Origin of the sequence: Microbacterium sp. SGAir0570 (genome assembly GCF_005491085.2) — a bacterium.
Lineage (GTDB): Bacteria > Actinomycetota > Actinomycetes > Actinomycetales > Microbacteriaceae > Microbacterium > Microbacterium arborescens.
The window spans coordinates 424,747-450,268 of sequence record NZ_CP027929.1 but is presented as its reverse complement, the minus strand read 5'-3'; the positions used below and the strand labels follow the sequence as shown (position 1 = coordinate 450,268).

General features: G+C 70.7%; 21 protein-coding genes. 13 read left to right on the top strand and 8 right to left on the bottom strand.

Annotation, left to right across the window (positions count from 1 at the left end; genetic code table 11):
- Positions 1-36 precede the first annotated feature (36 nt).
- Both C1N74_RS02120 and C1N74_RS02115 read left to right on the top strand, forming a co-directional pair.
- Positions 37-615: an HhH-GPD-type base excision DNA repair protein gene (locus C1N74_RS02120; RefSeq protein ID WP_064956431.1), complete on the top strand. Its 579-nt coding sequence runs from the start codon at positions 37-39 to the stop codon at positions 613-615.
- A gap of 97 nt (positions 616-712) precedes the next feature.
- The gene (locus C1N74_RS02115) at positions 713-4,300 is read left to right on the top strand and encodes an endo-1,4-beta-xylanase (protein ID WP_137749867.1); all 3,588 of its coding nucleotides are present in this window, start codon (positions 713-715) and stop codon (positions 4,298-4,300) included.
- A gap of 104 nt (positions 4,301-4,404) precedes the next feature.
- Here C1N74_RS02115 and C1N74_RS02110 read toward each other — a convergent pair whose 3' ends face one another.
- Positions 4,405-5,793: a glycine--tRNA ligase gene (locus tag C1N74_RS02110; protein ID WP_023952754.1), complete on the bottom strand. Its 1,389-nt coding sequence runs from the start codon at positions 5,791-5,793 to the stop codon at positions 4,405-4,407.
- A gap of 140 nt (positions 5,794-5,933) precedes the next feature.
- On the opposite strand from C1N74_RS02110, the gene C1N74_RS02105 reads away from it, so the two are divergent.
- A complete protein-coding gene (locus tag C1N74_RS02105) occupies positions 5,934-7,319 on the top strand; it encodes a flotillin family protein (protein ID WP_071918611.1) in 1,386 nt (461 codons plus the stop codon).
- Between the two features lie 153 nt (positions 7,320-7,472).
- Complete coding sequence (locus tag C1N74_RS02100) at positions 7,473-8,279, top strand: SDR family oxidoreductase (protein ID WP_023952758.1); 807 nt, start codon at positions 7,473-7,475, stop codon at positions 8,277-8,279.
- 127 nt (positions 8,280-8,406) lie between these two features.
- On the opposite strand, the gene C1N74_RS02095 is transcribed toward C1N74_RS02100, so the two are convergent.
- Positions 8,407-9,138, bottom strand: coding sequence for a GNAT family N-acetyltransferase (locus C1N74_RS02095; RefSeq protein WP_064956344.1), 732 nt, complete (start codon positions 9,136-9,138; stop codon positions 8,407-8,409).
- Positions 9,139-9,213: 75 nt separating this feature from the next.
- Between C1N74_RS02095 and C1N74_RS02090 the strand changes: the two genes are divergently transcribed.
- From C1N74_RS02090 to purU, 6 genes are all read left to right on the top strand, one after another.
- Positions 9,214-10,611 carry an MFS transporter gene (locus tag C1N74_RS02090; protein ID WP_064956345.1) on the top strand — a complete coding sequence of 466 codons (1,398 nt, stop codon included), beginning with the start codon at positions 9,214-9,216 and terminating at the stop codon, positions 10,609-10,611.
- Positions 10,612-10,631: 20 nt separating this feature from the next.
- The gene (locus C1N74_RS02085) at positions 10,632-12,125 is read left to right on the top strand and encodes a peptide MFS transporter (RefSeq protein WP_137749866.1); all 1,494 of its coding nucleotides are present in this window, start codon (positions 10,632-10,634) and stop codon (positions 12,123-12,125) included.
- A 21-nt stretch (positions 12,126-12,146) separates the two neighbouring features.
- The gene (locus C1N74_RS02080; protein ID WP_023952761.1) at positions 12,147-12,416 is read left to right on the top strand and encodes a hypothetical protein; all 270 of its coding nucleotides are present in this window, start codon (positions 12,147-12,149) and stop codon (positions 12,414-12,416) included.
- A gap of 101 nt (positions 12,417-12,517) precedes the next feature.
- Positions 12,518-13,711 carry a cobalamin-independent methionine synthase II family protein gene (locus tag C1N74_RS02075; protein ID WP_137749865.1) on the top strand — a complete coding sequence of 398 codons (1,194 nt, stop codon included), beginning with the start codon at positions 12,518-12,520 and terminating at the stop codon, positions 13,709-13,711.
- Between the two features lie 169 nt (positions 13,712-13,880).
- Positions 13,881-14,516: an alpha/beta fold hydrolase gene (locus tag C1N74_RS02070; protein ID WP_023952763.1), complete on the top strand. Its 636-nt coding sequence runs from the start codon at positions 13,881-13,883 to the stop codon at positions 14,514-14,516.
- Between the two features lie 140 nt (positions 14,517-14,656).
- Positions 14,657-15,529 (top strand): formyltetrahydrofolate deformylase, encoded by an 873-nt coding sequence (purU, locus tag C1N74_RS02065; protein ID WP_064956348.1) that lies wholly within the window; start codon positions 14,657-14,659, stop codon positions 15,527-15,529.
- A 52-nt stretch (positions 15,530-15,581) separates the two neighbouring features.
- On the opposite strand, the gene C1N74_RS02060 is transcribed toward purU, so the two are convergent.
- Genes C1N74_RS02060 through C1N74_RS02040 form a run of 5 tightly spaced genes read right to left on the bottom strand, consistent with a single transcriptional unit; the run spans position 15,582 to position 22,152 of the window.
- Positions 15,582-16,454: a hypothetical protein gene (locus C1N74_RS02060; protein WP_137749864.1), complete on the bottom strand. Its 873-nt coding sequence runs from the start codon at positions 16,452-16,454 to the stop codon at positions 15,582-15,584.
- A 31-nt stretch (positions 16,455-16,485) separates the two neighbouring features.
- A complete protein-coding gene (locus tag C1N74_RS02055) occupies positions 16,486-17,283 on the bottom strand; it encodes a MerR family transcriptional regulator (protein WP_137749863.1) in 798 nt (265 codons plus the stop codon).
- Between the two features lie 58 nt (positions 17,284-17,341).
- On the bottom strand, positions 17,342-18,259 hold the full coding sequence (locus C1N74_RS02050) for a serine hydrolase (RefSeq protein ID WP_233494906.1): 918 nt from the start codon (positions 18,257-18,259) through the stop codon (positions 17,342-17,344).
- A 52-nt stretch (positions 18,260-18,311) separates the two neighbouring features.
- Positions 18,312-20,309, bottom strand: a complete 1,998-nt coding sequence (locus C1N74_RS02045) for a M13 family metallopeptidase (RefSeq protein ID WP_181405571.1) — start codon at positions 20,307-20,309, stop codon at positions 18,312-18,314.
- 46 nt (positions 20,310-20,355) lie between these two features.
- Positions 20,356-22,152 carry an alpha/beta fold hydrolase gene (locus C1N74_RS02040; RefSeq protein WP_137749861.1) on the bottom strand — a complete coding sequence of 599 codons (1,797 nt, stop codon included), beginning with the start codon at positions 22,150-22,152 and terminating at the stop codon, positions 20,356-20,358.
- A 126-nt stretch (positions 22,153-22,278) separates the two neighbouring features.
- On the opposite strand from C1N74_RS02040, the gene C1N74_RS02035 reads away from it, so the two are divergent.
- Together C1N74_RS02035 and C1N74_RS02030 are read left to right on the top strand one after the other, a co-directional pair.
- Positions 22,279-23,595 carry an MATE family efflux transporter gene (locus C1N74_RS02035; protein ID WP_137749860.1) on the top strand — a complete coding sequence of 439 codons (1,317 nt, stop codon included), beginning with the start codon at positions 22,279-22,281 and terminating at the stop codon, positions 23,593-23,595.
- 80 nt (positions 23,596-23,675) lie between these two features.
- Entirely contained in the window at positions 23,676-24,185 is a 510-nt protein-coding gene (locus C1N74_RS02030) for a hypothetical protein (RefSeq protein WP_137749859.1), read from the top strand.
- 18 nt (positions 24,186-24,203) lie between these two features.
- Here C1N74_RS02030 and C1N74_RS02025 read toward each other — a convergent pair whose 3' ends face one another.
- Positions 24,204-24,845 carry a TrmH family RNA methyltransferase gene (locus tag C1N74_RS02025; RefSeq protein WP_088380656.1) on the bottom strand — a complete coding sequence of 214 codons (642 nt, stop codon included), beginning with the start codon at positions 24,843-24,845 and terminating at the stop codon, positions 24,204-24,206.
- Positions 24,846-24,883: 38 nt separating this feature from the next.
- On the opposite strand from C1N74_RS02025, the gene C1N74_RS02020 reads away from it, so the two are divergent.
- Complete coding sequence (locus C1N74_RS02020) at positions 24,884-25,522, top strand: metal-dependent transcriptional regulator (protein WP_023952772.1); 639 nt, start codon at positions 24,884-24,886, stop codon at positions 25,520-25,522.

Here is a 25,522-nt window from a genome sequence, read left to right as displayed (position 1 = left end):
CCATCCTGCCGTCTCGCCGATGAGAACATGGGGAGCATGAGCCTGCACATCACCGACGACGACGCCGCCGATCAGCTGCTGACCGAGAACCCGCTCGCGCTGCTGATCGGGATGCTGCTCGACCAGCAGATCGCCATGGAGACGGCGTTCACGGGCCCGCTGAAGATCCGCGAGCGCGCGGGGTCGGTCGACGCGGCGACGATCGCGGGATACGACCCCGAGGAGTTCGTCGAGGTCTTCCGCCAGACGCCCGCCGTGCACCGGTTCCCCGGGTCGATGGCAGGCCGCGTGCAGACGCTCTGCCAGACGATCGTGGACGACTGGGGTGGCGACGCCTCGGCGATCTGGACCTCCGGCGACCCGGATGGACCCACCGTCCTGAAGCGGCTCAAGGCGCTTCCCGGCTTCGGCGAGCAGAAGGCGAAGATCTTCCTCGCGCTCCTGGGCAAGCAGTACGGCTTCGCGGGCAGCGGATGGCGCGAGGCGGCGGGCTCCTACGGCGACGAGGGCTCCTTCCGCTCGGTGGCCGACATCGTCTCGCCCGAGTCGCTGACGAAGGTGCGCGAGTACAAGCGCGCGGCGAAAGCCGCTGCGAAGGAGGCTGCGAGCTCCTGATCATCGGGGGTTTTCGAAAAGGCTGGCGGAACGCGGCGGATATGTTTGAGTAGTCGACAATCCGTTCCCCCGGTCTGCGCAAAGGAGCGCTCGAACCATGCGAATTCGTCGACCCCGAATACTGGCAGTCGCGGCGACCGCGGCCCTCGCCGCACCGCTGCTCGCCGCGACGGGAGCCGCCGCGGCCCCCACGGCCGCCGCCCCCGTCATCGCCAACGATTTCTCGACCCCCTCACTCGGCGACGGGCTGACGCAGAGCGGCGGCGACGGCTCGACCCTCGGCTACGCCGACGGAGCCCTCGTCGTACGGGACCGCGACGCCGACTACGTCGGCATCCAGACCGCGGCGGGCGTCCTCGAGCCCGAGACCGAATACACCGTCAGCGCGCGCCTGCGTCTCGCCGCCGGCACGCCCGACACGCAGGCGCGCTGGGTCGGCGTCCCCGGATACACCTGGATCGGCAACACGACCATCACGGCCGACGACTGGACGACCGTCACGGGGACCTGGACGTCGCCGGCCACCACCGACGACGTGCGGCTGTACCTCGGCACGGGCGACATCGCCGGAACGGCCGCGTACACCTACCTCGTCGATGACGTCACCGTCACGGCGACGTCCGGCGGTCCGGGCACGGAACCCGGAACCGGTCCCCAAGCCCCCGGCACCGTCCTGATCGAGAGCACGTTCGACGACGGTTCCCTCGGCGCCTGGCAGCCGCGGGTCGGGTCGAGCGGCGCCGGCCCGACCGTCGAGGTCGTGCCGGGCGGAGCCGACGAGTCGTCGCACGCGGCACTCGTCAGCGACCGGACGCACGAGGGCGACGGCATCCTGCTGGACGTCACCGACACCCTCCTCGCGGGGCAGACCTACGCATTCTCGGCGGCCCTCCGCTTCGCGCCCGGCGCGGACCCCGGGCAGGGTCTCACCGTCTCGATGCGCACCGACGACGGCGGCACGGTCACCTACACCAACCTCCTGCAGGCCGAGAGCGTCTCGGCGACCGGATGGACGACCGTCGCCGGCGACATCACCGTCCCCGGTTACGACGCGGCCGCCGAGCTCTACATCGAGGCCCGGTACAACTCCGGCAACACCTCGCCGTTCCTCGTCGATCAGGTCCGGGTCACGGTGCCCGAGGCCGGCGAGGGCGACCTCGATCTCACGCCGCTGAAGAACACGACCGACTTCCCCGTCGGCGTCGCGATCGATCAGCGCGAGACCGGCGGTGCGGCATCCGACCTGCTCCGGCACCACTTCGACCAGATCACGCCCGAGAACCACATGAAGGTCGAGGCCTGGTACGACGACCAGCAGCGGTTCCAGCGCCACCCGCAGGCCACCGCGCTGCTCGACTACGCGGCCGCGAACGACCTGCGCCTCTACGGACACGTCCTTCTGTGGCACGCGCAGACCCCCGACTGGTTCTTCCAGGATGCGTCGGGGCGCGAGCTCGCCGACTCGGAGGCCGACAAGCAGCTGCTGCGCGACCGGCTCGCGACCCACATCGACGACGTCGCCCGATCGATCGCCGACGACTACGGCCTCTTCGGATCCGAGACCAATCCCCTCGTCGCGTGGGACGTCGTCAACGAGGTCATCTCCGACCAGGCGACGCCCGACGGCCTGCGGACCAGCCGGTGGCACGACGTCCTCGGCGAGGAGTTCATCCACCTCGCCTTCCGGCTCGCCGACCAGGCATTCAACGTCGACTACGCCGCCCCGGGCTCGGACCGCCCCGTGAAGCTTTTCATCAACGACTACAACACCGAGCAGGACGCCAAGGGCACGCAGTACGAGGCCCTCATCCGGCGGATGCTGGATGCCGGGACGCCGCTCGACGGGGTGGGCCACCAGTTCCACGTCTCGATCAACACCCCCGTCAGCGCTCTCGAGAGCACGCTCGACCGGTTCGCCGGTCTCGGCCTCATGCAGGCCGTCACCGAGCTCGACGTCACGGTCAACCCCGCCACCGCCGCGAACCTCGCGCGCCAGGGGTACTACTACCGCGACGCGTTCGACGTGTTCCGCGACTACCACGCCGGGGCACCGGCATCCGAGGGGCTCTACTCGGTCACCGTCTGGGGTCTCACCGACGCGCGTTCGTGGCGCTCGGAGCAGGCGCCGCTGCTGTTCGCGGGCGACCTGAGCGCGAAGTCGGCGTTCTACGGCGCGATCGGCCAGGACGACGGCCTGCCGCCGCTCGTGACGACCGCGGATGTGTTCCGCGGCGACGTCGACCTCGACGGGGCGATCGTCGACTCCCCCGCGTGGCGCAACCTGCCCGAGCATCCGCTCACCGGCGACGCCGGCGGCTTCCAGACGCGCTGGAGCGACGACCATCTCACAGTGCTGGTCCGCTCGAACGCGCGGCCCGAGCGGATCGAGTTCACCTACGGCGACGACCAGGCCGTCTTCGGCGCCGGCGGCACGCTCGCTGGCCGGACCGTCGAGGCCGAGGGCGCGTTCTACTCCGTCGTCCGGCTGCCGCACGAGGCGCCCACCGTGGGCGCGACAGCCGCGTTCGATGTGCGCGTCTTCAGTGCGGACGGCCTCGCCGGATCATGGAACTCCGCGGGCGCGACGGGTCAGCTGACCTTCTACGAGGAGCTGTCGTACCTCGAGATCCCCCGCGCCGAGGCGATCACGGTCGACGCGGTCGTGGACGACGCGTGGGCTGCCGCGCCGCGGATCGAGACCGCCAAGCGCGTCGAGGGCGACGCCGCCGGGGCGAGAGCGACGGTCCGCACGCTCTGGCGCGACAACGTGCTCTACGCGCTGTTCGAGGTCGTCGACCCCGAGATCGACACCGCGAACAGCGACCCCTGGAACCGCGACGGCGTCGAGATCTTCCTCGACCTCGGAAACACGAAGAACGGCGCGTACGGTCCCAACGACACGCAGATCCGAATCACCGTGGACGGCGACGTCACCTTCGGCACCGGCAACGAGGCGCTCCAGCGGTCACGACTGCTCGAGAGCGCGACCGCCCGCACCGCGGACGGGTACATCGTCGAGGCGGCGATCGACCTCGTCGGCCAGTCCGGCGGGCAGAGCGACGTTCCGCTCGGCGGCGCCGGCACCTTCCAGGGCTTCGACGCGCAGGTGAACGACGCCCGCGGCGGGTCGCGCTTCGCCGTGCACACGTGGGCCGAGCCGACCGGAACGGGCTACCAGACCACCTCGCGGTGGGGCGTCCTGCACCTCGTCGAGTCGGTGACCACGCCCGGCGAACCGGGCGAACCCGCCGCGTGGGCGACGATCGACGTCGGCGACGGCCGTGTCGCCCAGGGCGGATCGCTGCCCGTGCGGGTCTCGGGCCTCGAGCCGCAACAACAGATCGGCGCCACGCTCTACAGCGATCCGATCGTCGTCAGCGGCATCCCCGCGGCCGACGCGTCGGGCGAGGTGCGCTTCGTCGTCGCCATCCCCCAAGACCTCCAGGTCGGCGAGCACACGCTCGTGATCACCTCACCCGGGTTGGACGACATCCGTGTGGCCGTGACGGTCGTGAGCGCGGCCGGCGGCGCGGGCGGCAGCGGCGGCGCGGGCGGCACGGCCAGTGCGGGCAGCAGCCTCAGCGCGACCGGCGGCGAACTGCCGTGGGGCGCAGCACTCGCGGCCGCGGTCCTCCTGACCGCCGGCGGCCTGTTCCTCGCGCTCCGTCGTCGCCGGACCCCCTGACCCGCGGTCTCGACCTCGGGCACGAACGTCGGAGAAAAGCGCGAACCTCGGAGTCCATCACAGGATGGCTCCGAGGTTCGCGACGTTCTCCGCCCGCAGGTGCATCAGGCGCCGCGCAGGCGCTCGGCGAGGTAGCCCTCCAGCGCGTCGAGGGCGATGCGCTCCTGGGCCATCGAGTCGCGGTCGCGCACCGTGACGGCGCGGTCATCGAGCGAGTCGAAGTCGACGGTGACGCAGAACGGCGTGCCGACCTCGTCCTGACGGCGGTAGCGGCGCCCGATCGCGCCGGCGTCGTCGAAGTCGATGTTCCAGCCGCGGCCCCGGAGGGTATCGGCGACCTCGCGCGCCAGCGGCGACAGGCGCTCGTTGCGACTGAGCGGCAGCACCGCCACCTTCACGGGAGCCAGGCGCGGGTCGAGGCGCAGCACGGTGCGGGTGTCGACGCCGCCCTTCGCGTTCGGCACCTCTTCCTCGTCGTAGGCGTCGACGAGGAAGGCCATCATCGCGCGCGTCAGACCGAACGACGGCTCGATGACGTACGGCGTGTACTTCTCGCCGGAGGCCTGGTCGAAGTAGGTCAGCGACTGACCGGATGCCTCGGAGTGGCTGCCCAGGTCGTAGTCGGTGCGGTTCGCGACGCCCATGAGCTCGCCCCACTCCTTGCCCGGGAATCCGAAGCGGTACTCGACGTCGATCGTGCCGGCGGAGTAGTGGGCGCGGTCGTCCTCGGGAACGTCGAAGCGCCGCATGTTGTCGGCGTCGATGCCGAGCTCGATGAACCAGTTCCAGCACGCCTCGACCCAGTGCTCGAACCACTGCTGCGCCTCGGCGGGCGGCGTGAAGAACTCGATCTCCATCTGCTCGAACTCGCGCGTGCGGAAGATGAAGTTGCCCGGCGTGATCTCGTTGCGGAACGCCTTGCCGACCTGGCCGATGCCGAACGGCGGCTTCTTGCGGCTCGCGGTCAGAACGTTCGAGAAGTTCACGAAGATGCCCTGAGCGGTCTCGGGGCGCAGGAAGTACAGGCCGGTCTCGTCGTCGACGACGCCGAGGTAGGTCTTCACCAGGCCCGAGAACGACTTGGGCTCGGTGTACTGACCCTTCGTGCCGCAGTTCGGGCACGGGACATCGGCCAGACCGTTCTCGGCCGTGCGGCCCTTGCGCGCCTCGAAGTCCTCGATGAGGGTGTCCTCGCGGAAGCGCTTGTGGCACTGCAGGCACTCGACCAGGGGGTCGGTGAAGGTCGCGACGTGGCCGGAGGCCTCCCAGACGCGCTTGGGCAGGATGATCGATGAGTCGAGGCCGACCATGTCGCCGCGACCGCGGACGAACGTCTGCCACCACTGACGGCGGATGTTCTCCTTGAGTTCGGTGCCGAGGGGGCCGTAGTCCCACGCGGAGCGCGAACCGCCGTAGATCTCCCCCGCCTGGAAGACGAACCCGCGGTGACGGGCGAGGGCGATGACTTTGTCGAGGCGGGACTGCTCGGCCACAGGTGGCTCCTCATGGTCGTTTTCGGGATGCGCCAGCGGCGCGGATGCCGCAGACAACGGCATCCTCGATTCTAGTCGCGCCGCGCAGGCCGACCCCGATACGGTCGAAGGACACATCGTTACGCACGGGAAAGGTCAGCATGGAAGCTCTATTCGCCGGAGGCGCGCTCGTGATCGGCGGCATCGCCGTGATCGCCGTCATCATCCTTCTCATCTTCCTGCTGGTCATGGTGCGGGCCTGGTACAAGGTCGCCAAGGCCGACCAGGCGCTCGTCGTCGTCGGTCGCAACCAGAAGAACGCGGCGGGAGACTCCTCGCGCATCTCGGTCATCACCGGAGGCGGCGCCCTCGTCAACCCGCTGACCCAGCGCGCCGAGATGATCTCGCTGCGTGCACGTCAGATCAAGATGGAGCCCACGGCTCAGGCATCCAACGGCGTCACCGTCATGGTCGCGGGCGTCGCGCTCGTGAAGATCGGCTCGGACCCGGAGTTCGTCCGTCGCGCCGCCGAGCGCTTCCTGTCGCAGGACGGCGCGATCGAACAGTTCACGACCGAGCAGCTCGAGGGTGCGCTCCGCGGCGTCGTCGCGACGCTGACCGTCGAGCAGCTGATGAAGGACCGCCAGAAGCTGTCGGACCAGATCGCCGAGGGCATCAAGAGCGACCTGCTGGCCCAGGGCCTCATCCTCGACTCGTTTCAGATCCAGGGCATCACCGACAAGAACGGCTACATCGACGCCCTCGGCGCAACCGAGGTCGAGCGCGTGCGCCGCGAGGCCGAGGTCGCCCGCATCAACGCGGCCCGCGAGGTCAAGGCGCGTCAGCTCGCCACCGACGAGGCGAACCTGATCGAGCAGACCGCGTACGACAAGAACTCCGCCGCCGCCTCCGCCGAGGTCGGTCGCGCCCGTGCCGAGGCGGAGCAGGCCGAGGCCCTCGCCCGGGCACAGCGCGAGCAGGACGTGCTGCTGCAGGCCGCCGAGAACCGGCAGGCCCAGCTCGACGCCGACATCAAGAAGGTCGCCGACGCCTCGCTCTACGAGCGCCAGCGCAAGGCCGACGCCGACGCGTACGCCGAGGTCAAGGCCGCTGAGGCCCGCGCCCAGATCGCCGCCCAGGAGGCCGAGGCCACGCGTCTGCGTGCTCAGGCCGAGGCCGACGCCGTGCGCCTGGCGGGTGAGGCCCGCGCCGAGGCGATCGAGGCCGAGGCCGCCGCCATCGCCCAGAACCAGGAGGCCCTGCTCGCGCAGCGTGCGATCGAGGCCCTCGTGCCGCTGATGACCGAGTTCGCCCGCGGCTTCGACAAGGTCGGTTCCATCACGGTGCTCGGCGGCGACGGCGCGTCGAGCCACATCGCCTCGGAGAGCGCGTCGAGCATGCGCGCCACCTTCGACGCGGTGCAGGCGACGACCGGCATCGACCTGCGTCAGATCATCCAGGGCCAGGCAACCGGCCGCGGTGTCGCCCAGGGTCTGCGGGAGGACGACGCCGCCGCGGCTGCTCCGGCTGCGGCCCCGGCGGAGTGACCCCGCGCTGACTCCTCAGATCCGACGACGCCCCGTCTCACCTCCCGTGTGATGACGGGGCGCCGTCGGTTTCGGGCGCCCGGATCCGAGGAGTTACCGCGCGCCCTTGTCAACCGGGTGCGCCGCCACGCCGTCCGTTCGTAGCGTCAGGGCATGACCTTCACTCCTCGCCGTGCCATCGTGACCGCTTCCGATTCGGGGATCGGCCGCGCGACCGCCCTCGCCCTCGCCGACGCCGGAATGGACGTCGGGGTCACCTGGCACTCCGATGAGGAGGGCGCGAACGAGACCGCCGAGGGTGTCCGGGCCCGGGGCCGCAAGGCCGTCGTCGCGCAGTTCGACGCGACCGAGTTCGAGAAGGTCCCCGGTGTCATCGAGCAGCTCGCCGCAGACCTCGGCGGCCTCGACGTCTTCGTCAACAACGCCGGCGGGGGCACCGGGGGGCCCGTGCTCGACCTCGACCTCGACGGCTGGCGCACGGTCGTCGCGCTCAACCTCGACGGCGCGTTCCTCGGGATGCAGACCGCCGCGAAGCTCATGGCGGATGCCGGCGACGGCGGCCGCATCATCGCGGTGACGAGCGTCCACGGCTCGCAGCCGCGCGTGGGCTCGGCCGCCTACGTCGCCTCGAAGCACGGGCTCGAGGGCCTCGTGAAGACGATGGCGCAGGAGCTCGGCCCCCGTGACATCACCGTCAACTCCGTCGCCCCGGGCGAGATCGCGACGCCCATCAACGACATGGAGGGCGACGAGGCCGAGAAGACCCACCGTCCCGGCATCCCGATCCCGCGCCCCGGCAAGCCCGAGGAGATCGCAGCCGTGGTGGCCTTCCTCGCCTCGCCGGCCTCGTCGTACGTCACCGGCGCAACGTGGGTCGTCGACGGCGGGATGCTGCAGATGGGGCCGCAGGCCGGCTCGCACATGGAGTCCGACGACTGGCGCGACGCCGGCGCCGAGTAGCCCGCGCCACCCCGACGCACACCCCGAGGTCCCACTTGGGCCGGTTACTCAGAGCTGATACCCGGCCGGAGTGGGACCTCGCTCGGTTGCGGCTGCGATTGCGGGTGCGGGCGCAGGTCAGGTCAGGTCAAGGCCGGACGAGGAGGTAGCCGCGCTGGTCGTCGAAGCCGCCGACGGAGAGCCCGGCCGCGAAGTGCTCGAGGAACTGCGCGCGCACGCGGTCGCGCCAGGCGTCGGCTTCGGCCGGGGACGCGGCGCGGATGGCATGGATGTCGTCGGGCACCTCGATCGTCGCGACGATCCGGTCGTCGGACGGACGCTCCTGCGGCGGCGCCGCGAGCGGCCACGTCACCATGAGGCGGTCGGTGACCTCGCCGCGGTTGATGCCGTCGTCCATGAGGCCGTACTGGTCGACGAGGTAGTCGCTGATGCGGGCTCCGAGCACCTGCAGGTTGAAGTGCGCGTTGCGCGCGAACAGCGGGTCGAAGGTCCACGTGATCGTGCCGACCTCGCGGGCGAAGGCCCACGCCCGCTGATGCTGCTTGAGCACGCGTCCGAGCCCCTGCTGCTGGTACTCCGGCAGCACACCGGTCACGTGCGAGTGCATCGACCGCGCTCCGGGCTCGGCGAAGAACGCCACCGACGCGCCGACGACCCGGTCGCCGTCGAAGAGGCCGACCACGTAGTTGCCCGAGTAGGCCAGCGCGCGCATGAGGTTCGTGGGCACCGAATCGCGGTCGCCGCCCCACACCTCGCGCAGCACCGCGGCGCCGGCGAAGATGTCGGCGACGGTCTCGAGGGGGCGGATGTCGATCCCCGCGGGCACGTCGGCTGGGATCGGGGGAACGCTCTCGCTCATGAGCCCACCCTACGCCGCCGCGGATAGCCTGAAGGGATGGCATCGGGCGACGACCAACGACGAAGACTCACCCGGATGCCGCGGCAGGGCGCGATCGTCGCCGTGCTGGCCATCGCGGGACTGGCCTCCTCGTTCATGTTCACACTCGTCGTCCCGATCCAGTCGAAGCTGCCGGAGCTGCTCGACGCGAGCCGCGAGGACACGGCGTGGGTCGTCACCGCCACGCTGCTCGCCGCGGCGGTCTTCACCCCGATCGCGGGGCGGCTCGGCGACATGTACGGCAAGCGCCGCATCGTGCTCGTGCTGCTCGTCCTGCTCATCGTCGGGTCGATCATCGCGGCGCTGTCGACCGACATCGTCGGCGTCATCGTCGGGCGTGCCCTGCAGGGCGCGGTGACGGGCGTCGTGCCGCTCGGGATCTCGATCATGCGCGACGTGCTGCACGAGAACCGCGTCGACGCGGCGATCGCGCTGATGTCGGCGACCCTCGGCGTCGGCGGTGCCGTCGGCATGCCCGTGAGCGCGCTCATCACCGAGACGAGCGACTGGCACGTGCTGTTCTGGATGTCGGCGGGCCTGGGCGCGGTCGTCCTCGTGCTTGTCGTGCTCATCGTTCCGCCGAGCGTGCTGCGAACCCCCGGCCGATTCGACCTCATCGGGGCGATCGGCCTCGCGATCGGCCTGACCGGCGTGCTCCTCGCCGTCTCGCGCGGGAACACGTGGGGCTGGGCGTCGGCGGCGACCCTCGCCTGCGGCCTCGGCGGCATCCTCGTGCTGCTGGTGTGGGGGTGGTTCGAGCTGCGCATCGCCGACCCGCTGCTCGACCTGCGCGTCGCCGCCCGGCCCGCGGTGCTGCTGACGAACCTCGCCTCGATCGCCATCGGCTTCTCGCTCTTCGCCTCGAACGTGTCGTATCCGCAGATGCTCGAGCTTCCCGAAGCGGTCGGCGGCTTCGGGCTGACGCTGCTGCAGGCGAGCCTCATCGTCATGCCGGCGGGCCTGGTGATGATGGTGCTCTCGCCGTTCTCGGGGCGCCTGGCGCGCACCGTCGGTCCCCGCCTGCTGCTCGTCCTCGGCTCGATCGCCCTGATCCTCGCCTACGGCTTCTCCCTCGTGTGGGCCTCCGAGGTCTGGCATCTGCTCGCGGCGAATCTCCTCATCGGCGTGGGCATCGGCTTCGGCTACGCCGGCATGCCGATGCTCATCATGCGCTCGGTGCCCCCGACCGAGACCGGCGCATCGAACGGGCTCAACGCCCTGTTCCGCTCGCTCGGGACGAGCACCGCCGCGGCACTGATCGGCGCCGTGCTCGCCGCGTTCTCCCTCGAGCGCGACGGCGTGGCCGTGCCGGCACCTGCGGCATTCCAGGTGTCGTTCGCCCTCGGCCTGGGCGCCGCCGTGATCGCCCTCGCCGTCGCGCTGTGCATACCGCAACGCCGTGATCCGCACGAGGCGCACCCCTCCTTGCCCTGAGCGGCGTATCGTCGGCATCCATGAGCCACGAGGACGCAGCCACCACCGCATCCCGCGATCATTCCTCCGACGACAGCAGGAACGACCGCCGCTTCTTCGGGCAGCCGTGGGCGCTCACGCACATCTTCGGCGTCGAGCTGTGGGAGCGGTTCAGCTTCTACGGCATGCAGATCGTCCTGGTCTACTACCTCTACTTCTCGGTCTCGGACGGCGGGGCGGGATTGCCCGAGGCCACGGCCGTCGGCATCGTCGGCGCCTACGGCGGAGCGGTCTATCTCTCGACGATCCTCGGAGCATGGATCGCCGATCGCCTGCTGGGCTCCGAGCGCGTGCTCTTCTTCAGCGCGATCATCATCGTCGCGGGCCACGTCGCGCTCGCGGTGCTCCCGGGGCTGCTGTCGGTCGCGGTCGGGCTCGTGCTCGTAGCCCTCGGCTCGGGCGGGTTGAAGGCGAACGCCACGGCGGTCGTCGGATCCCTCTACTCCGAGCACGATCCCCGCCGCGACGCCGGATTCTCGCTGTTCTACCTCGGCATCAACCTCGGCGCCTTCGCGGGGCCGCTCCTGACGGGCTTCCTGCGCACGAGCCTCGGGTTCCACTGGGCGTTCGGCGCCGCGGCGGTCGGCATGACCATCGGCCTGATCCAGTACGCCATCGGACGCCGGTCGCTGCCCGAGGCCGCGCGTCGCGTTCCCAACCCGCTCCCCCGACCCCGTTACCCGCTGGTCATCGGCATCGCCGTGGCGGCGATCGCGGCCATCGCGCTCCTGATCGCCCTCGGAGTCATCCGGGCCGACAACCTGTCGCTCGTCGTCGTCATCGTCGTCATCGCCGCGACGATCGCCTACTTCACCGTGATCATCTCGAGCTCGCGGATCACCTCGACCGAGCGGTCGCGCGTGTACGGCTTCATCCCGCTGTTCATCGTCAGCGTCGCCTTCTGGTCGCTGTACCAGCAGCAGTTCACCGTCATCCCGATCTACGCCGAGAAGCGGCTGGACCGCAACATCTTCGGGTGGGAGATGCCGCCGGACTGGGTCAACTCCATCAACCCCGTTTTCATCATCATCCTCTCGGGGGTCTTCGCGGCTCTGTGGACGAAGCTCGGAAGGCGTCAGCCCTCGACACCGATCAAGTTCGCCGCGGGCGTCATCGTCATGGGACTGGCGTTCCTGCTCTTCCTGCCGTTCGCCTCGGACGGCCCCTCGGCGACACCGCTGCTCGCCATCGTCGGCATCCTGTTCGTGTTCACCGTCGCCGAACTGCTGATCTCGCCCGTCGGGCTGTCGGCTGCGACGAAGCTCGCACCGGCGAGGTTCCAGACGCAGATGGTCGCGCTGTTCTTCCTCTCGGTCTCGCTGGGAACGGCGATCTCGGGACTGCTCGCGCCTTTCTACGACCCCGAGAACGAGGTGCCCTACTTCTCGATCCTCGCCGCCATCGCGATCGTCCTCGGCCTCGCCCTCGCCGCGGCCCGAAAGCCCGTGCTCGCACTCATGCGCGACGTGCGCTGACACACGCGGGAGAATGGAGGCATGTCCTCCTCCGCCGTGCGCCGCTCGAACCCCACCGCCTGGGCCGCCTTCTGGGTCGGCCTCCTCGGGCTCATCCTCATGCCGATCCCGCTGTTCATCGGCTTCGTCCTCGGCGGGGGCCTCTCGCTCGTGGCCGCTGTGCTCGTCGTGATCGCGCTTCTGAAGGGCCTCGCCCGCAGCGGGTCGGGCATCGCCCCGGTCGTCTTCGCCGGCATCTTCGTGCTGCTGACGTGGGGCGGGATCTCGGTCGGCGGCGGCATCGTCTGGTGAGCGCCCGCGCGGGCGGCATCGTCACACGATGACGGCCGGATGCCGGGCCATCGCGGACCCGGCGCTAGAGTCGCGGCGCACCCGATGAGAAAGCGACGCTCATGACCGAGATCACCACGACCACCGCCGGCAGCCTCCCCCGCACGCAGGCACTCATCGACGCGAACCGCGCGCGCACCTTCGCCGACGACGGTTTCACCCTGCAGTCGAGCCCCGAGTTCACCGAGCTGACCGCGCAGGCGGTGGCCGACGTGGTCGCACGCCAGCGCGAGGCGGGCGTGACCCAGGTCGGCGACGGCGAGTTCGGCAAGGCGATGTCGAACGCGGTCGACTACGGCGCGTGGTGGTCGTACTCGTTCCAGCGGGCGAGCGGCCTGTCGCTGACCGAGGTCAACGCGTTCAACGAGCCGCCCGTGCGCTCCGAGCCGGGCCGCATCCGCCTCACCTCGTTCCTCGATCGCCGCGACCGGCAGCTCTTCCCCGCCGTCTACGCCGACGCCGTCGAAGCGGGAGCGACCGCGACGGCGTTCCCCACGACGACCGGGCCGATCGCCTACCGCGGGCACGCGGCCGTGGCATCCGACATCGCCAATCTGAAGGCGACGCTGCGCGACGGCGAGCAGGGCTTCCTCACCGCGATCGCCCCCGGCTCGGCCTCACGCGTGCGCAACGAGTACTACGCCACCGACGAGGAGCACATCTTCGCGTGGGCCGACGCCCTGCGCGAGGAGTACAAGGCGATCACCGACGCGGGTCTCATCGTCCAGCTCGACGACCCCTCGCTCGCCGAGAACTTCGACCAGATCAACCCGGAACCCGCGATCGCCGACTACCAGGCGTTCACCCGCATCCGCGTCGAGGCCCTCAATCACGCGATCGCCGGGCTGCCGAAGGAGCTCGTGCGGCTGCACGTCTGCTGGGGCTCGTGGCACGGTCCGCACACCACCGACGTCGCTCTCGCCGACATCCTGCCCGTCGTGCTCGAGGCGAACGTCGGATCGATCTCGTTCGAGGCGGGCAACGTCCGCCACGAGCACGAGTCGGGCGTGTGGGCGCAGACGTCGGTGCCCGACGACCTCGTGCTCGTGCCCGGCGTCGTCAGCCACGCGACCAACGTCGTCGAGCACCCCGAGCTCGTCGCGCAGCGCATCGAGCGCTTCGCGAGCATCGTCGGAGCCGACCGCGTGATCGCCTCGACCGACTGCGGCCTCGGCGGCCGCATCCATCCCGACATCGCGTGGGCCAAGCTCGCCTCCCTCGGCGAGGGCGCCCGGATCGCCGCATCGCGCGTCTGACTCTTCCCCGCCGCGGGCGGCCGTTCCGCGATGCAAGGGATCATCGACGACATCCCGGGGAGCGGCATCCGCCAGCGGGGTGTCGACCAGGATCCATTGCATCCGCGACCGCGGGCGCTCAGCCGATTCGGCTACCGTGAAAGATCGCAGGACACCGCGAGAGGGAGCCATGACCGACACACAGCCGCAGATCTTCGAGCCCGAGGGCCGCGCCATCCCCTACGTCGAGGATGCCGGCAGCGAGCCGGTCCTGGTGCTGATCCCCGGGTACAGCAACGTCGCCGCCCTCGGCACCCTCGCGCACGTGCTGGCCGAGGAGGACTTCCGCATCCTGCGCGTGGGCTACCGCACGGCGCAGACCGAGGGCGTCACGCTGCACGACCTGGCACAGGATGTCGTCGACGTCATGGACCACGTCGGACTCGGCGATGCCTGGGTCGGCGGACACGCCTTCGGCGGCGCCGTCGCGCGCACCGTGTCGACCGACCACACCGACCGCGTCGACGGCGTGCTGCTGCTCGGCGCGGAGGGCGACGAACCCCGCACCGACCTCGAGCCCCTGCAGGCGGCAGCCGCGGCGGCCGTGTCGCTGGACGAATGGCGCGCGCTCGCCCCGACGGTCCCCGTCATGCTCATCCAGGGTGCCGACGACGACGTGCTGCCGCCCGCGAACGGCGAGCGCCTCCAGGCCGCCGCTCCCGGCCTCGTCAGCCTCGTGACCCTCGAAGGCGGCGGGCACCTCTTCCCGGCGACCCACGCCGGCGAGGCCGCGTTCGTCATCGAGGACTACCTCGACGTCGACTGACCCCCCCCTTTCCCCCTCCCCCGTCTCCCCCGTCGACTCGCCAAGAAACGCGGATGCCGCACCCCGCGGACCCGCAGAATGTGGCGAGTCGACGGGAGTGACGTGCCGAGAGGGCCCGTCGGACAGTGCAGAATCGAAGGATGATCGACTCTGCGCTCCACCCCGCCCACGCCTGCCTCATCGTGCACGGGCAGGACCAGCCGGGCATCATCGCCGCCCTGTCGGCGATGGTCACCCGCGTGGGTGGCAACATCGTCGCGTTCGACCAGTACTCCGATGACCCGACCGGCGGCGCCTACTTCTGCCGCGTCGTGTTCCACCGGCCGAACTTCGCGGTCGACCGTCCGTCGATCGAAGCCGAGATCGGCGAGACGCTCGCCGGGTTCGATCTGCAGTGGTCGCTGACCGACCAGTCGGTGCCCAAGCGCATGGCGATCCTGTCGTCGAAGCAGGACCACTGCCTGCTCGATCTGCTGTGGCGCCACCGCCGCGGCGATCTCCCCGTGACGGTGCCGATGGTCGTGTCCAACCACACCACGTCGGCCGAGGACGTCCGCTCGTTCAACGTCCCCTTCTTCCACGTCCCCTCGACGCCCGGCCCCGACAAGTCGGCGTCCGAAGCCGAGATCCTGAAGCTGCTCGTCGGCAACGTCGACTTCGTCGTCCTCGCCCGCTACATGCAGATCCTGTCGTCGGACTTCCTCGAGAAGCTGGGCGTGCCCGTCATCAACATCCACCACTCGTTCCTCCCCGCCTTCATCGGCGCCGAACCCTACAAGAAGGCCAAGGAACGCGGCGTCAAGCTCATCGGGGCGACGAGCCACTACGTCACGACCGACCTCGACGAGGGGCCGATCATCGAGCAGGACACGATCCGCGTGACCCACGCCGACACTGCGGCCGAGCTCGCCCGCCGCGGCGCTGACGTCGAGCGCCAGGTGCTCTCGCGCGCGGTGCTGTGGCACGCGCAGGACCGCGTCATCCGACACGGCAACCACACGATCGTCTTCTGACCGCGGGCGGGGTCTCAACCCGCGGGCGGGGTCTCGACTCCCGGACGGAGCCTCAGCTCGCGGGCTGCACCGGCTCGAAGTCGTCGATGCTCGTTCTCCCCGTCGGCGACAGGAAGATGCGCGTCGTGTCACCGGGGTCGGCGGGGTCGAACACCAGCGGACGCGTGTCGCCGACCGCCGGCACCTCGCGCGGCGCGATGAGCACCATGGTCGTGACCCAGCGATCCGTGCCGACGGCGTCGGTGAACTTCGCCACCAGCGATGCGGCCATCCGCGACGCGTCGTGCGCGGGCAGGGGCGCCTCGACGATCTCCGCCTCGACGCGCGAGCCCGAGGCCAGAAGACGCGAGATGACCGCATTGTTGCGGCGACGCGTCGCGAGGGCGCGCACCCGCGCGATGTAGCTGAGCACCGCGAGAAGCGCGAGAAGACCGGGGAGCCACCACTGTCCGGCGTACAGAATCCACTCGCCGACACCCCACGGCTCATTCTGTCCGAACGTCGGGTCGACGGCGACACCGACCGCGTCGGGCGCGATCCACATCGTCGTCGCCACCCACGTGCCGATGGCCAGCCCGGCCAGGATGATCGTGAGCGGGCCGATCGCCGCATACCCCTTCTCGCGTGCGCTGAACCGGTGGTTCCACTTGCCGTACTGTCCGATGCAGACGAGAAGCAGAAGGATGCCGACGGGCAGGCCCCATCCGCGGACGGCAACCGGGATGCCGGTGTCCCACGTGCCGAAGACGCTGTTGACGTTCACGGCCCGGAGCTGCTCGAAGATGCCGCCGATCGCGAACCCGATGACACCCGCGGCGGCGACGGACAGGATTCCCCAGATCAGGCTCGCGACCAGCGCGGAGGTGGCCCCCCGATACTTGGCTTGCTCACGACGTGCAGCTTCTCGGGGGTCCAGCAAACTCACTCCCCCAGGCTAACGCTCCCCGCGCCGGGGCTCAGGACACGGGCTGCTGCAGGTCGATGACCCATCGGTCGCCGTCATAGGGCGTCTGCAGATACACCTCGCGGCACGCGCCGTCGGATCGCAGCCCGCGCCGCTCCGCCTCGGCGACCAGCGCCTGCCACGCGCTCTGGATGCCGGCCAGATCGGGCGCCTCGTAGCGAAGGGTGACCGCCCGCGGTTCGGCCGCGACGACCGCGCGCTCGAGGCCGTCGGGCACCGGCGCCTCGCCGATCTGCTCGGCCGCGGCGACGACCATGCCGTCGCCTGTCGTCGTGTAGACGGCGACGCCGGGTCCGACCCGCTGCGCACCGGCGGACTCGATACGGTCGTTCACGCGCTGGAACATGACGCTGATCTCGTCTTCGATCTGCGCCATCTCGTCGATGCGGACCGACAGCTGGGTCAGAGTCAGCTCGGGCAGTGCGGTCTCGATGAATGTGGACACGGGTATCTCCTTCTCGATCGATCGGAGCCTCGCCTCGACCTCGTGCAGCCGCTGTACGTCCGCTGCGATCTGGCCGCTCAGCTCAGCCCTCCGCTCCCGCAGGAGCGCGGCCACCGATGCCGACGACATACCGTCGTCGAGCAGCCGGCCGACCTGTTCGAGGGTGAAGCCGAGGTCCTTCAGCGCGATCAGCCGGTTGGCCCGATCGAGCTGCGACGCGGAGTACGAGCGGTAGCTCGAGGCCGGATCGACGCGATGCGGACGCAACAGGCCGAGCTGGTCGTAATGGCGCAGCATCCGCACCGATACGCCGGCCAGCCGGGCGAACTCTCCGATACTCAACATGGTGATCCCACTCGACAGCCTGACACGGTGTGAGAGTCAAGCGCACGGCCGGATCACATCAGAAGACGTACTCCATGAGGTCGAACCCGAACGCGCGGAACGCCTCGTGAGCGCGCAGACGATCGCTCATCGACAGGTCGTCGAACCCGACCAGCAACGCGTAGGCCACCCCGGCGCGGGGGCCGGCGAGCACGCCGGCCTCGGCGCGGATGCCGTCGGCCCGACCGGTCTTGTTGACGAACAGCAGCTCGTGCTTGTCGTCGTCGTGCGCGAAGGGATCGAGTCCTGTCACCGAGCCGACGAGCGACAGGTCGTGGTTCAGACTCAGCCACTCGGACACCTGGGCGCTCACCCCGGGCGAGACGACGTCGGTGTTGACCAGTGCCGCGAACATGGCGGCGAGCTCGCGCGCCGTGCCGAGAGCGTAGTGCGGCGCATCGTCGGGCCCGCGGGTGTCGCGGAACCGGTCGAGCAGCGCCGTGCGCGGCATCCCGAGGCTTCCGATCCGCGCCCGCACGGCATCGAGGCCGACCCGCTCGAGCAGGGCGTTCGCGGCGAGCGCGTCGCCGGTCGAGGCGGCCAGCACCGCGAGATCGCCGAGCGGCAGGGCGGGCGCCGCGAGATGGCGCCAGAGCCCCGCGACCGCGACGTCGCCGACGGTCGACCGATCGACGATCTCGAGCGGGTCGAGGGTCCCGGCCTCGAAGCGGGTCGCCACCTCGATCAGCAACGGGACGATGCCCAGGCCCGCCACCGGCAGCGTGACGAAGTCGTCGCCCGCGAGCACGGGCGTACCGCGGTCGAGGTCGCTGACCCGCACCGACACCCGCGCCCCGGATGCCGCCAGGGCGTCGAGCGCCTTCTCGGTCGACGCGAACCCTCGCCGCGGCACGCCGGAGCGACGGCGCGGGCGCGCGCCGGTGCGTCGCTCCGCGCGCGAGCGGGCGGTCCCGGGGGAGGATTCGGATCCATCCACCGTCATGTTCTCGTCTCCGTCGGAGTCAGTTCGAGCGATTCGGTTCGAGTGATCACCAGATCGTGACGCGGCGCTCGGGCGCGAGCCACAGCTCGTCTCCCTCGGTCACGCCGAATGCGTCGTAGAACGCATCGATGTTACGGACGATCTGGTTGCATCGGAATTCGTTCGGGGCGTGCGGGTCGATCGTGAGCAGCCGGATCGTCTCGGCGTCGCGCCCCTTCTGCTGCCAGATCTGTCCCCAGCTGAGCAGCAGCCGCTGCACACCCGTGAAGCCGTCGATCACGGGGCCGTCGGGCGCCTCGGCCAGCTCTTCCGGCGACATCGTGGCGGCGAGGTGCAGCCGGTACGCCTTCAGCGCGATGCCGAGGCCGCCCAGGTCGCCGATGTTCTCGCCGATGGTGAGCGCGCCGTTGACGGTGTGCTCCTCGCCGAGTCCCCGCGGCACGAGCGCGTTGTACTGGTCGATCAGTGCCCCCGTGCGCTCCTCGAAGGCGGCGCGGTCGGCGTCGGTCCACCAGTCGTTGAGCGCGCCGGTGCCGTCGTAGGCGCTGCCCTGGTCGTCGAATCCGTGCCCGATCTCGTGGCCGATGACCGCGCCGATGCCGCCGTAGTTCGCCGCGGCGTCGCGCTCGGACGAGAAGAACGGCAGCTGCAGGATGGCCGCGGGGAAGACGATCTCGTTCATCAGCGGGTTGTAGTAGGCGTTGACCGTCTGCGGCGTCATGTGCCACTCGTCACGGTCGATCGGCTGGCCGAGCTTGGCGAGCTGACGCTCGTACTCCCACTCGGTCGAGCGCAGGACGTTGCCCAGGAGGTCGGTGGGATCGATCTCGAGCGCGGAGTAGTCCTTCCAGCGGTCGGGGTAGCCGATCTTCGGCGTGAAGGCCGCGAGCTTCTCGAGCGCACGCTCGCGCGTGGCCGGCGTCATCCACTCGAGGCCCGTGATCGACTGCCGGTAGGCCTCGATGAGGTTGTCGACCAGGGCGTCCATCTCGACCTTGGCCTGGGGCGGGAAATGCCGCTCGACGTAGATCTCGCCGACCGCTTCACCGAGAGCCGCCTGCACGATGCTGACCCCCCGCTTCCAGCGCTCGCGGTTCACGGGCACGCCGGTGAGCTGGGTGCCGTAGAAGGCGAAGTTCTCGGCGACGAACGCGTCGGGCAGGAACGGCGCCGACGCACGGACGACCTGCAGCCGCAGCCAGGCCTTCCAATCGTCGAGGTGCTCGTCGGTCAGCAGCGTGCCCAGACCGGAGAGGAAGCTCGGCTGGTTGACGTTGATCTCGGCGAAGCCGTCGCGGTGCCGGGGCGCGAGACCCTCGAGCCACGGGTCGAGGTCGACGCCCGCGAGGGTTCGCACCTCGTCCCACGTGTGCAGGTTGTAGGTCGCCACCGCGTCGCGGTTGCGGACGTTGTCCCAGTGGTGCGCGGCGAGCTCGGTCTCGAGCCGCACGATGCGGTCGGCCTGGTCCGCGGCATCGCCGACGCCGGCGAGCTCGAGCATGCGCTCGGCGTAGCCGCGGAACGCGGTGCGCGTGGCGTCGAAGCCGTCGAGGCGATAGTAGCTCTCGTCGGGAAGCGACAGCCCGCCCTGGACGAAGAAGACGACATAGCGCTCGGGGTTGCCCGGGTCGGGCTCGATGAACGTGCCGATCATGCCGCCGATGCCCTCGCGCTCGAGCTCACCGACGGTGCTCAGCAGCGCCGTGATCGAGTCGACCGCGTCGACCCGCGCCAGCTGCGGGCGCAGCGGCTCGGCGCCGAGCTCGTCGATACGGGCCGTGTCCATGAAGCTCGTGAACAGGTCGCCGATCTTGCGCTGCACCGTGCCCGGCTCGGCCGACGTCGCGTCGTCGATGATCGCGCGGACGTCGCTCTCGGCCTGTTCGGCGATGACGTGGAACGAGCCCCAGCGCGCCTTGTCGTCGGGGATCTCGGTGCGCTCGAGCCAGCTGCCGTTGACGTGCCGGAACAGATCGTCCTGCGGTCGGATCTCGGGGCTCAGTTCGGCGATGTCGATTCCGGAGGGGAGGACGGGGTCGGTCATGGCACCCATGCTAGGCCGACCGGACGACACGAACTTCCGAGGGCGTTCAGCGTTCTGTGGTGGTACATCCCTCGGCAACCGGGATGCCGGCGAAACGGTCCCTGGTCCAGTCGAACAGCTCGTCGATGAGGGGCGACGGGCGCTCGACGACGCCCGCATGCTCGAACCCCGCGTACGTGCGGAAATCGACGTCCTGGCCCGCCGCGCACATCCGGTCGACGAAGGCGGCCTGGGTCTGCACGGGGATGACGCTGTCGGCTCCGCCGTGCGCCAGCAGCACGGGCGCAGTGGAACGAAGCGGAGCCGTGTTCTCGCGCAGATGGCGACCGAGCACCCCGGATGCCGGCGACCGCGAGAACAGCGCGGGATCCCGGCTCATCCCGAGCGCCGCGGCCACCGACAGCACGATCGTCGGGTCGGACAGGCACCGCTCCGACATCTGCCGCAGCACCGTCTCGGCGCCGGGACGCACATAGTCGCGATACTCGATCTCGGGGTAGATCGCCGAGAACGAGGCGAAGGCGTAAGAGGCGAAGATGCTCCCGCCGGTGACGCTGGAGATGCCCTGCACGAGAGCCGCCGGGTCGCTCGCCGGGGCGAGGGCGGCGACGCCCCGCACCCAGACCTCGGGGGCGTACTCCCGGGCGACGGCGCCCGTCCACAGCGCGACAGCACCGCCCTGCGAGTGCCCCCAGACGACGGTCCGCGCACCGAGATCGGCCTCCTCGAGCTCGCGAGCCGCGCGCACGGCGTCGAGCGACGCGTGCGCGCTCGGCAGGCCGACGAGGTACGGGTGCGGACCCTCGGTCCCGAGCCCGATGTAGTCGGTGCCGACGACGGCCCATCCCTCTTTGATGGCTCGCGGCAGCATGTAGAACGCCCCCGCCCACAGTCCGCGCGGCTGCAGCGACGGGGCGCAGTGCTGAGCGAACCCGGTGGTGCCGTGATTCCAGTCGATCACCGGCCACTGCCCGTCTCCCTCGCGCGGCACCGCCACGATGGCGCTCGCGACGCGGACCTCCCCGTCGACTCCCGTCGTGGTGTAGAGGATGCGCCATCCCTGGGCGCTCGCCGGGATGCCCGCCTCGAACGACTCGGCGCGTACGAGTCGTCCGGGCTCATCGGGCAGGTCGCGCGGTGCCGCGTAGAAGTCGTCGACGACGGTCGAACCGTCGCGCAGCGGCGCGGTCACGATCGTCGTGGTGACGGCGAGCGCGACGGAGGCGATCGCGACCACGGTGCGACCCCATCGCCGGCGCGGGCGCCCGTCGGCCCCCAGCCGTTCGGCCGCCCGGTCGTCGCGGCGACGGCGCAACCGCGTCCAGAGGTCGACGACGCCGCTCATGATCAACCGTGCTCCGAAGACGACGGCGGTCACGAGCAGGGTGATGTCGGGCCAGAACAGTGCGAGCGCGCCGAAGATGACCCCCGATGCGCCGAATGCCGCATCGGCGATGCGCGCGTCCCACGTGCGCCCGCGTCCGAACGCGGCGATGACGCCGAGGACGCCGCCGCCGAGAAGAAGGATGCCGACGACGATCGCGACCACGCGGACCGTCAGTCCCGGCGCGAGGAGGACGATCGCGCCGCCGACCAGCCAGGCGACGCCGGTCGCCGTGCGCCAGCGCGGCCGATGCGCCTCCCCCTCACGTCCGGTGAGCTCGAGCAGTCCCGTCAGGGCCATGCCGCCGCCGATCAGCCAGGCGAGGACGTCGAGAGCGGTCGTGGGCCGGATGACGATGACGACGCCGAGCACGACGGCCGCCGCGGCGACGACGACGCGGACCCACGTCGGCAGCCGCGCGTGCAGGCGCGCGATCGCCAGGCGTTTGAGCAGCCGCATCCCCGTCCTTCCCCTCCGGTCGATGATCAACGCTAGTCGGGGATGCGGTGCTGCTCCGCGCGCTCGACAGCGACCGGGCCCGCGTGCAAGGCCGGCCCGGCGGCGGTCCGCCCCTAGGCTCGTCTCATGGCGCCCACGCTCAACCGCGAGATCCTGCGGCTGGCCGTTCCCGCGCTCGGGGCCCTCATCGCGGAGCCGATGTTCCTCATCGTCGACGCCGCCCTCATCGGCCACCTCGGCGTCGTGCCGCTCGCGGCCCTGGGCATCGCGGGTGCGGTGCTGCAGACGATCGTGGGCCTGATGGTGTTCCTCGCGTATGCGACGACGCCGGCGGTGGCGCGCCGCTTCGGGGCGGGCGACTCCACGAGCGCCGTGAGCGCGGGGATCGACGGTCTGTGGCTCGCGCTCGGCCTCGGCGCCGTGCTCGCGGCGGCCGGCTCGCTCGCGACCCCGCTGCTGGTGGGTCTGTTCGGCGCCGGGGAGGCCGTCTCGACGGATGCCGAGACCTACCTGCGGCTGTCGATGTGGGGGCTTCCGGCGATGCTCGTCGTCTTCGCGGCGACCGGGCTGCTGCGCGGGATGCAGGACACCGTCACCCCGCTGTGGATCGCCGGCCTCGGGTTCGGCGCGAACGCTCTGCTGAACGTCCTGTTCATCTACGGCTTCGGATGGGGAATCGCCGGATCGGCCATGGGCACCGTCATCGCCCAGTGGGGCATGGTCGGTGCCTACGCCGTCGTGATCGGCCGTCTCGCCCGCCGGCATTCGGCGTCGCTCCGGCCCCGCGCCGACGGCATGCGCGGGTCGGCGCGTCTGGGCGGCTGGCTGTTCCTGCGCACGGTGTCGCTGCGGGCCGCGCTGCTCGCGACCGTCGCGGTCGCGACGGGACTGGGAACGAACGAACTCGCCGGCTGGCAGGTCGCCTTCACGATCTTCTCGACCGCGGCCTTCGCGCTCGACGCCCTCGCGATCGCCGCGCAGGCCCTGATCGGACGCGGGCTCGGTGCCGGCGACGAGACGTTCGTCAAGCGCGTGCTCGGGCGGACCGTCGCCTGGGGCGCGTGGTTCGGAGTGCTCGTGGGCGGGCTGATCGCGGCGACGTCGGGCGTCATCGGGCTGCTGTTCACCGGCGATCCCGCGGTCGCCGCGCTCGTGCAGCCGGCTCTGCTCGTCCTCGCGATCGCCCAGCCCGTGTGCGGCGTCGTCTTCGTCCTCGACGGCGTTCTGATGGGCGCCGGAGATGCGCGCTACCTCGCCATCGCCGGCGGGCTCAACCTCGTGCCCTTCATCCCCGTTCTCCTGATCATCGGTGCGCTGCATCCGGACGGCGCGGCGGGCCTCGCGTGGCTCGCGGCGGCGTTCTTCGGTGTGTACATGATCGCTCGGCTGCTCACCCTCGGCTGGCGCGTGCGCCGGGGCGCATGGTTGCGCATCGCCGTCTGAACGGCGGCCCGGGCGAAACTGTGATCGGGTCGAAACCTCGCTCACGTGCGAACCTCAGCCTCGGCCCGTACCGTGGCCCCATGCCGAAGCTCACCTCTGTTTCCGCCGCCGGCATCGCCATGCTCGCGGTCGGGATGCTCGCTTGCGGCTGCGCGGAACGGACTCCGCCGGTCGAGGTCGCGACCCCGTCCGATGACGCGCGCACGCTTCCCCGACCCACCGCGGATGACGCCCAGCGCTGGGCCGACACCGTCATCCCCGAGAACGCGCTCGGCGGAGCCTCGTGGACTCAGCGCGAGGCGGGTGTCCTCGATCCGGGCGGAGAGCCGATCATCGCGGTCACGGCGGCCGAGGCTCCCGCCATCGTGACGATCGCCTGCGTCACCGGCTCCGGCAGTCAGCTGACCTACACCGTGACGGCGAACGGCGAGACGCTCGACAGCGGTGAGGCGACCTGTGCGGCGGTCGACGAGAACGCCGAGGCGCACAGCATCCGCGACGTGCCCGCCGACGCCACGGTCGAGCTCAGCGCCTCGGCGACGGGGCTGTTCGTCTACGCCGTCACGCCCGACCGTCACCCCGAGCGGTGATCTCCGGTCGATGCGGGCTCACCGAGCCCAGCGCCGGCACCACTCGTACATGACGACGGCACCCGCCGCCGAGGCGTTGATCGATCGCGTCGAGCCGTACTGCGTGATCTCGACGACGACGGATGCCGCGGCCACGGCCTCGGCCGAAAGCCCCGGGCCTTCCTGGCCGAACATCAGCACGGCACGCTCGGGCAGGTCGACCCGGTCGACCGGAACCGACCCCGGGACGTTGTCCACCGCGACGATCGGGAGGTCGTTCTCGCGCGCCCACGTGGCGAAGGAGGCGACATCCTCGTGGTGGCGGACGTGCTGGTAGCGGTCGGTGACCATCGCGCCGCGGCGGTTCCAGCGCCGGCGTCCGACGATATGCACCTCCGCCGCACCGAACGCGTTGGCGCTGCGAACGATCGAGCCGATGTTCATGTCGTGCTGCCAGTTCTCGATCGCGACGTGGAAAGGATGCCGATGCTCGTCGAGATCGGCCACGATCGCCTCGAGCCGCCAGTAGCGGTACCGGTCCACGACGTTGCGCCGGTCGCCGTCGGCGAGCAGCTGCGGGTCGTAGCGGGGGTCGTCGGGCCATGCGTCCGGGCCGCCCGGCCACGGTCCCACGCCCACCGGCAGCTGCGGTTCCGCGTCGGCGGGGTCGGGGCGGGTCACCGGGACAGGCTATCCCGCCGCCGCGGATAATCTGGAGTGTGCCCTCCCCCGCCGTCGACGACTACCTGAAGACGATCTACCACCACACCGAGTGGCAGTCGGCGCCGATCACCCCGTCGCAGCTCGCGGCCATGCTCGGGCTCGCACCGTCGACGGTCACCGAGATGGTGCGCAAGCTCGCGGCACAGGACCTCGTGTCGCATCGCCCCTACGGACCGGTGACGCTGACCGAGACGGGCCGCCGGCGGGCGGCATCCATCATCCGGCGTCACCGGCTCATCGAGACGTGGCTCGTGCGCGAGTTCGGGTACGCCTGGGACGAGGTGCACGACGAGGCCGAGGTGCTCGAGCACACCATCAGCGACCGTCTGCTCGCGGGAATCGCGGAGCGGCTGGGCGATCCGCGATTCGATCCGCACGGCGACGCGATCCCCGACGCCGACGGCGAGGTCCATCGCGAGCCGTTCGTGCTGCTCGCCGAGGCCGCGATCGGCCACGAGGGCCGCATCCTCCGCGTGAGCGACCGCGACCCGGCGCTCCTGCGGGCGCTCGAGGAACGCGGCATCGACGTCGGTCACACCCTGATCGTCAGCGGACGCGACAGCGTTCAGCTCGACGGCGGCGGTTCCGCCGTGCTGCCGCCCGGCGCCGCCGCGGCCATCTGGATCACCGCCTGA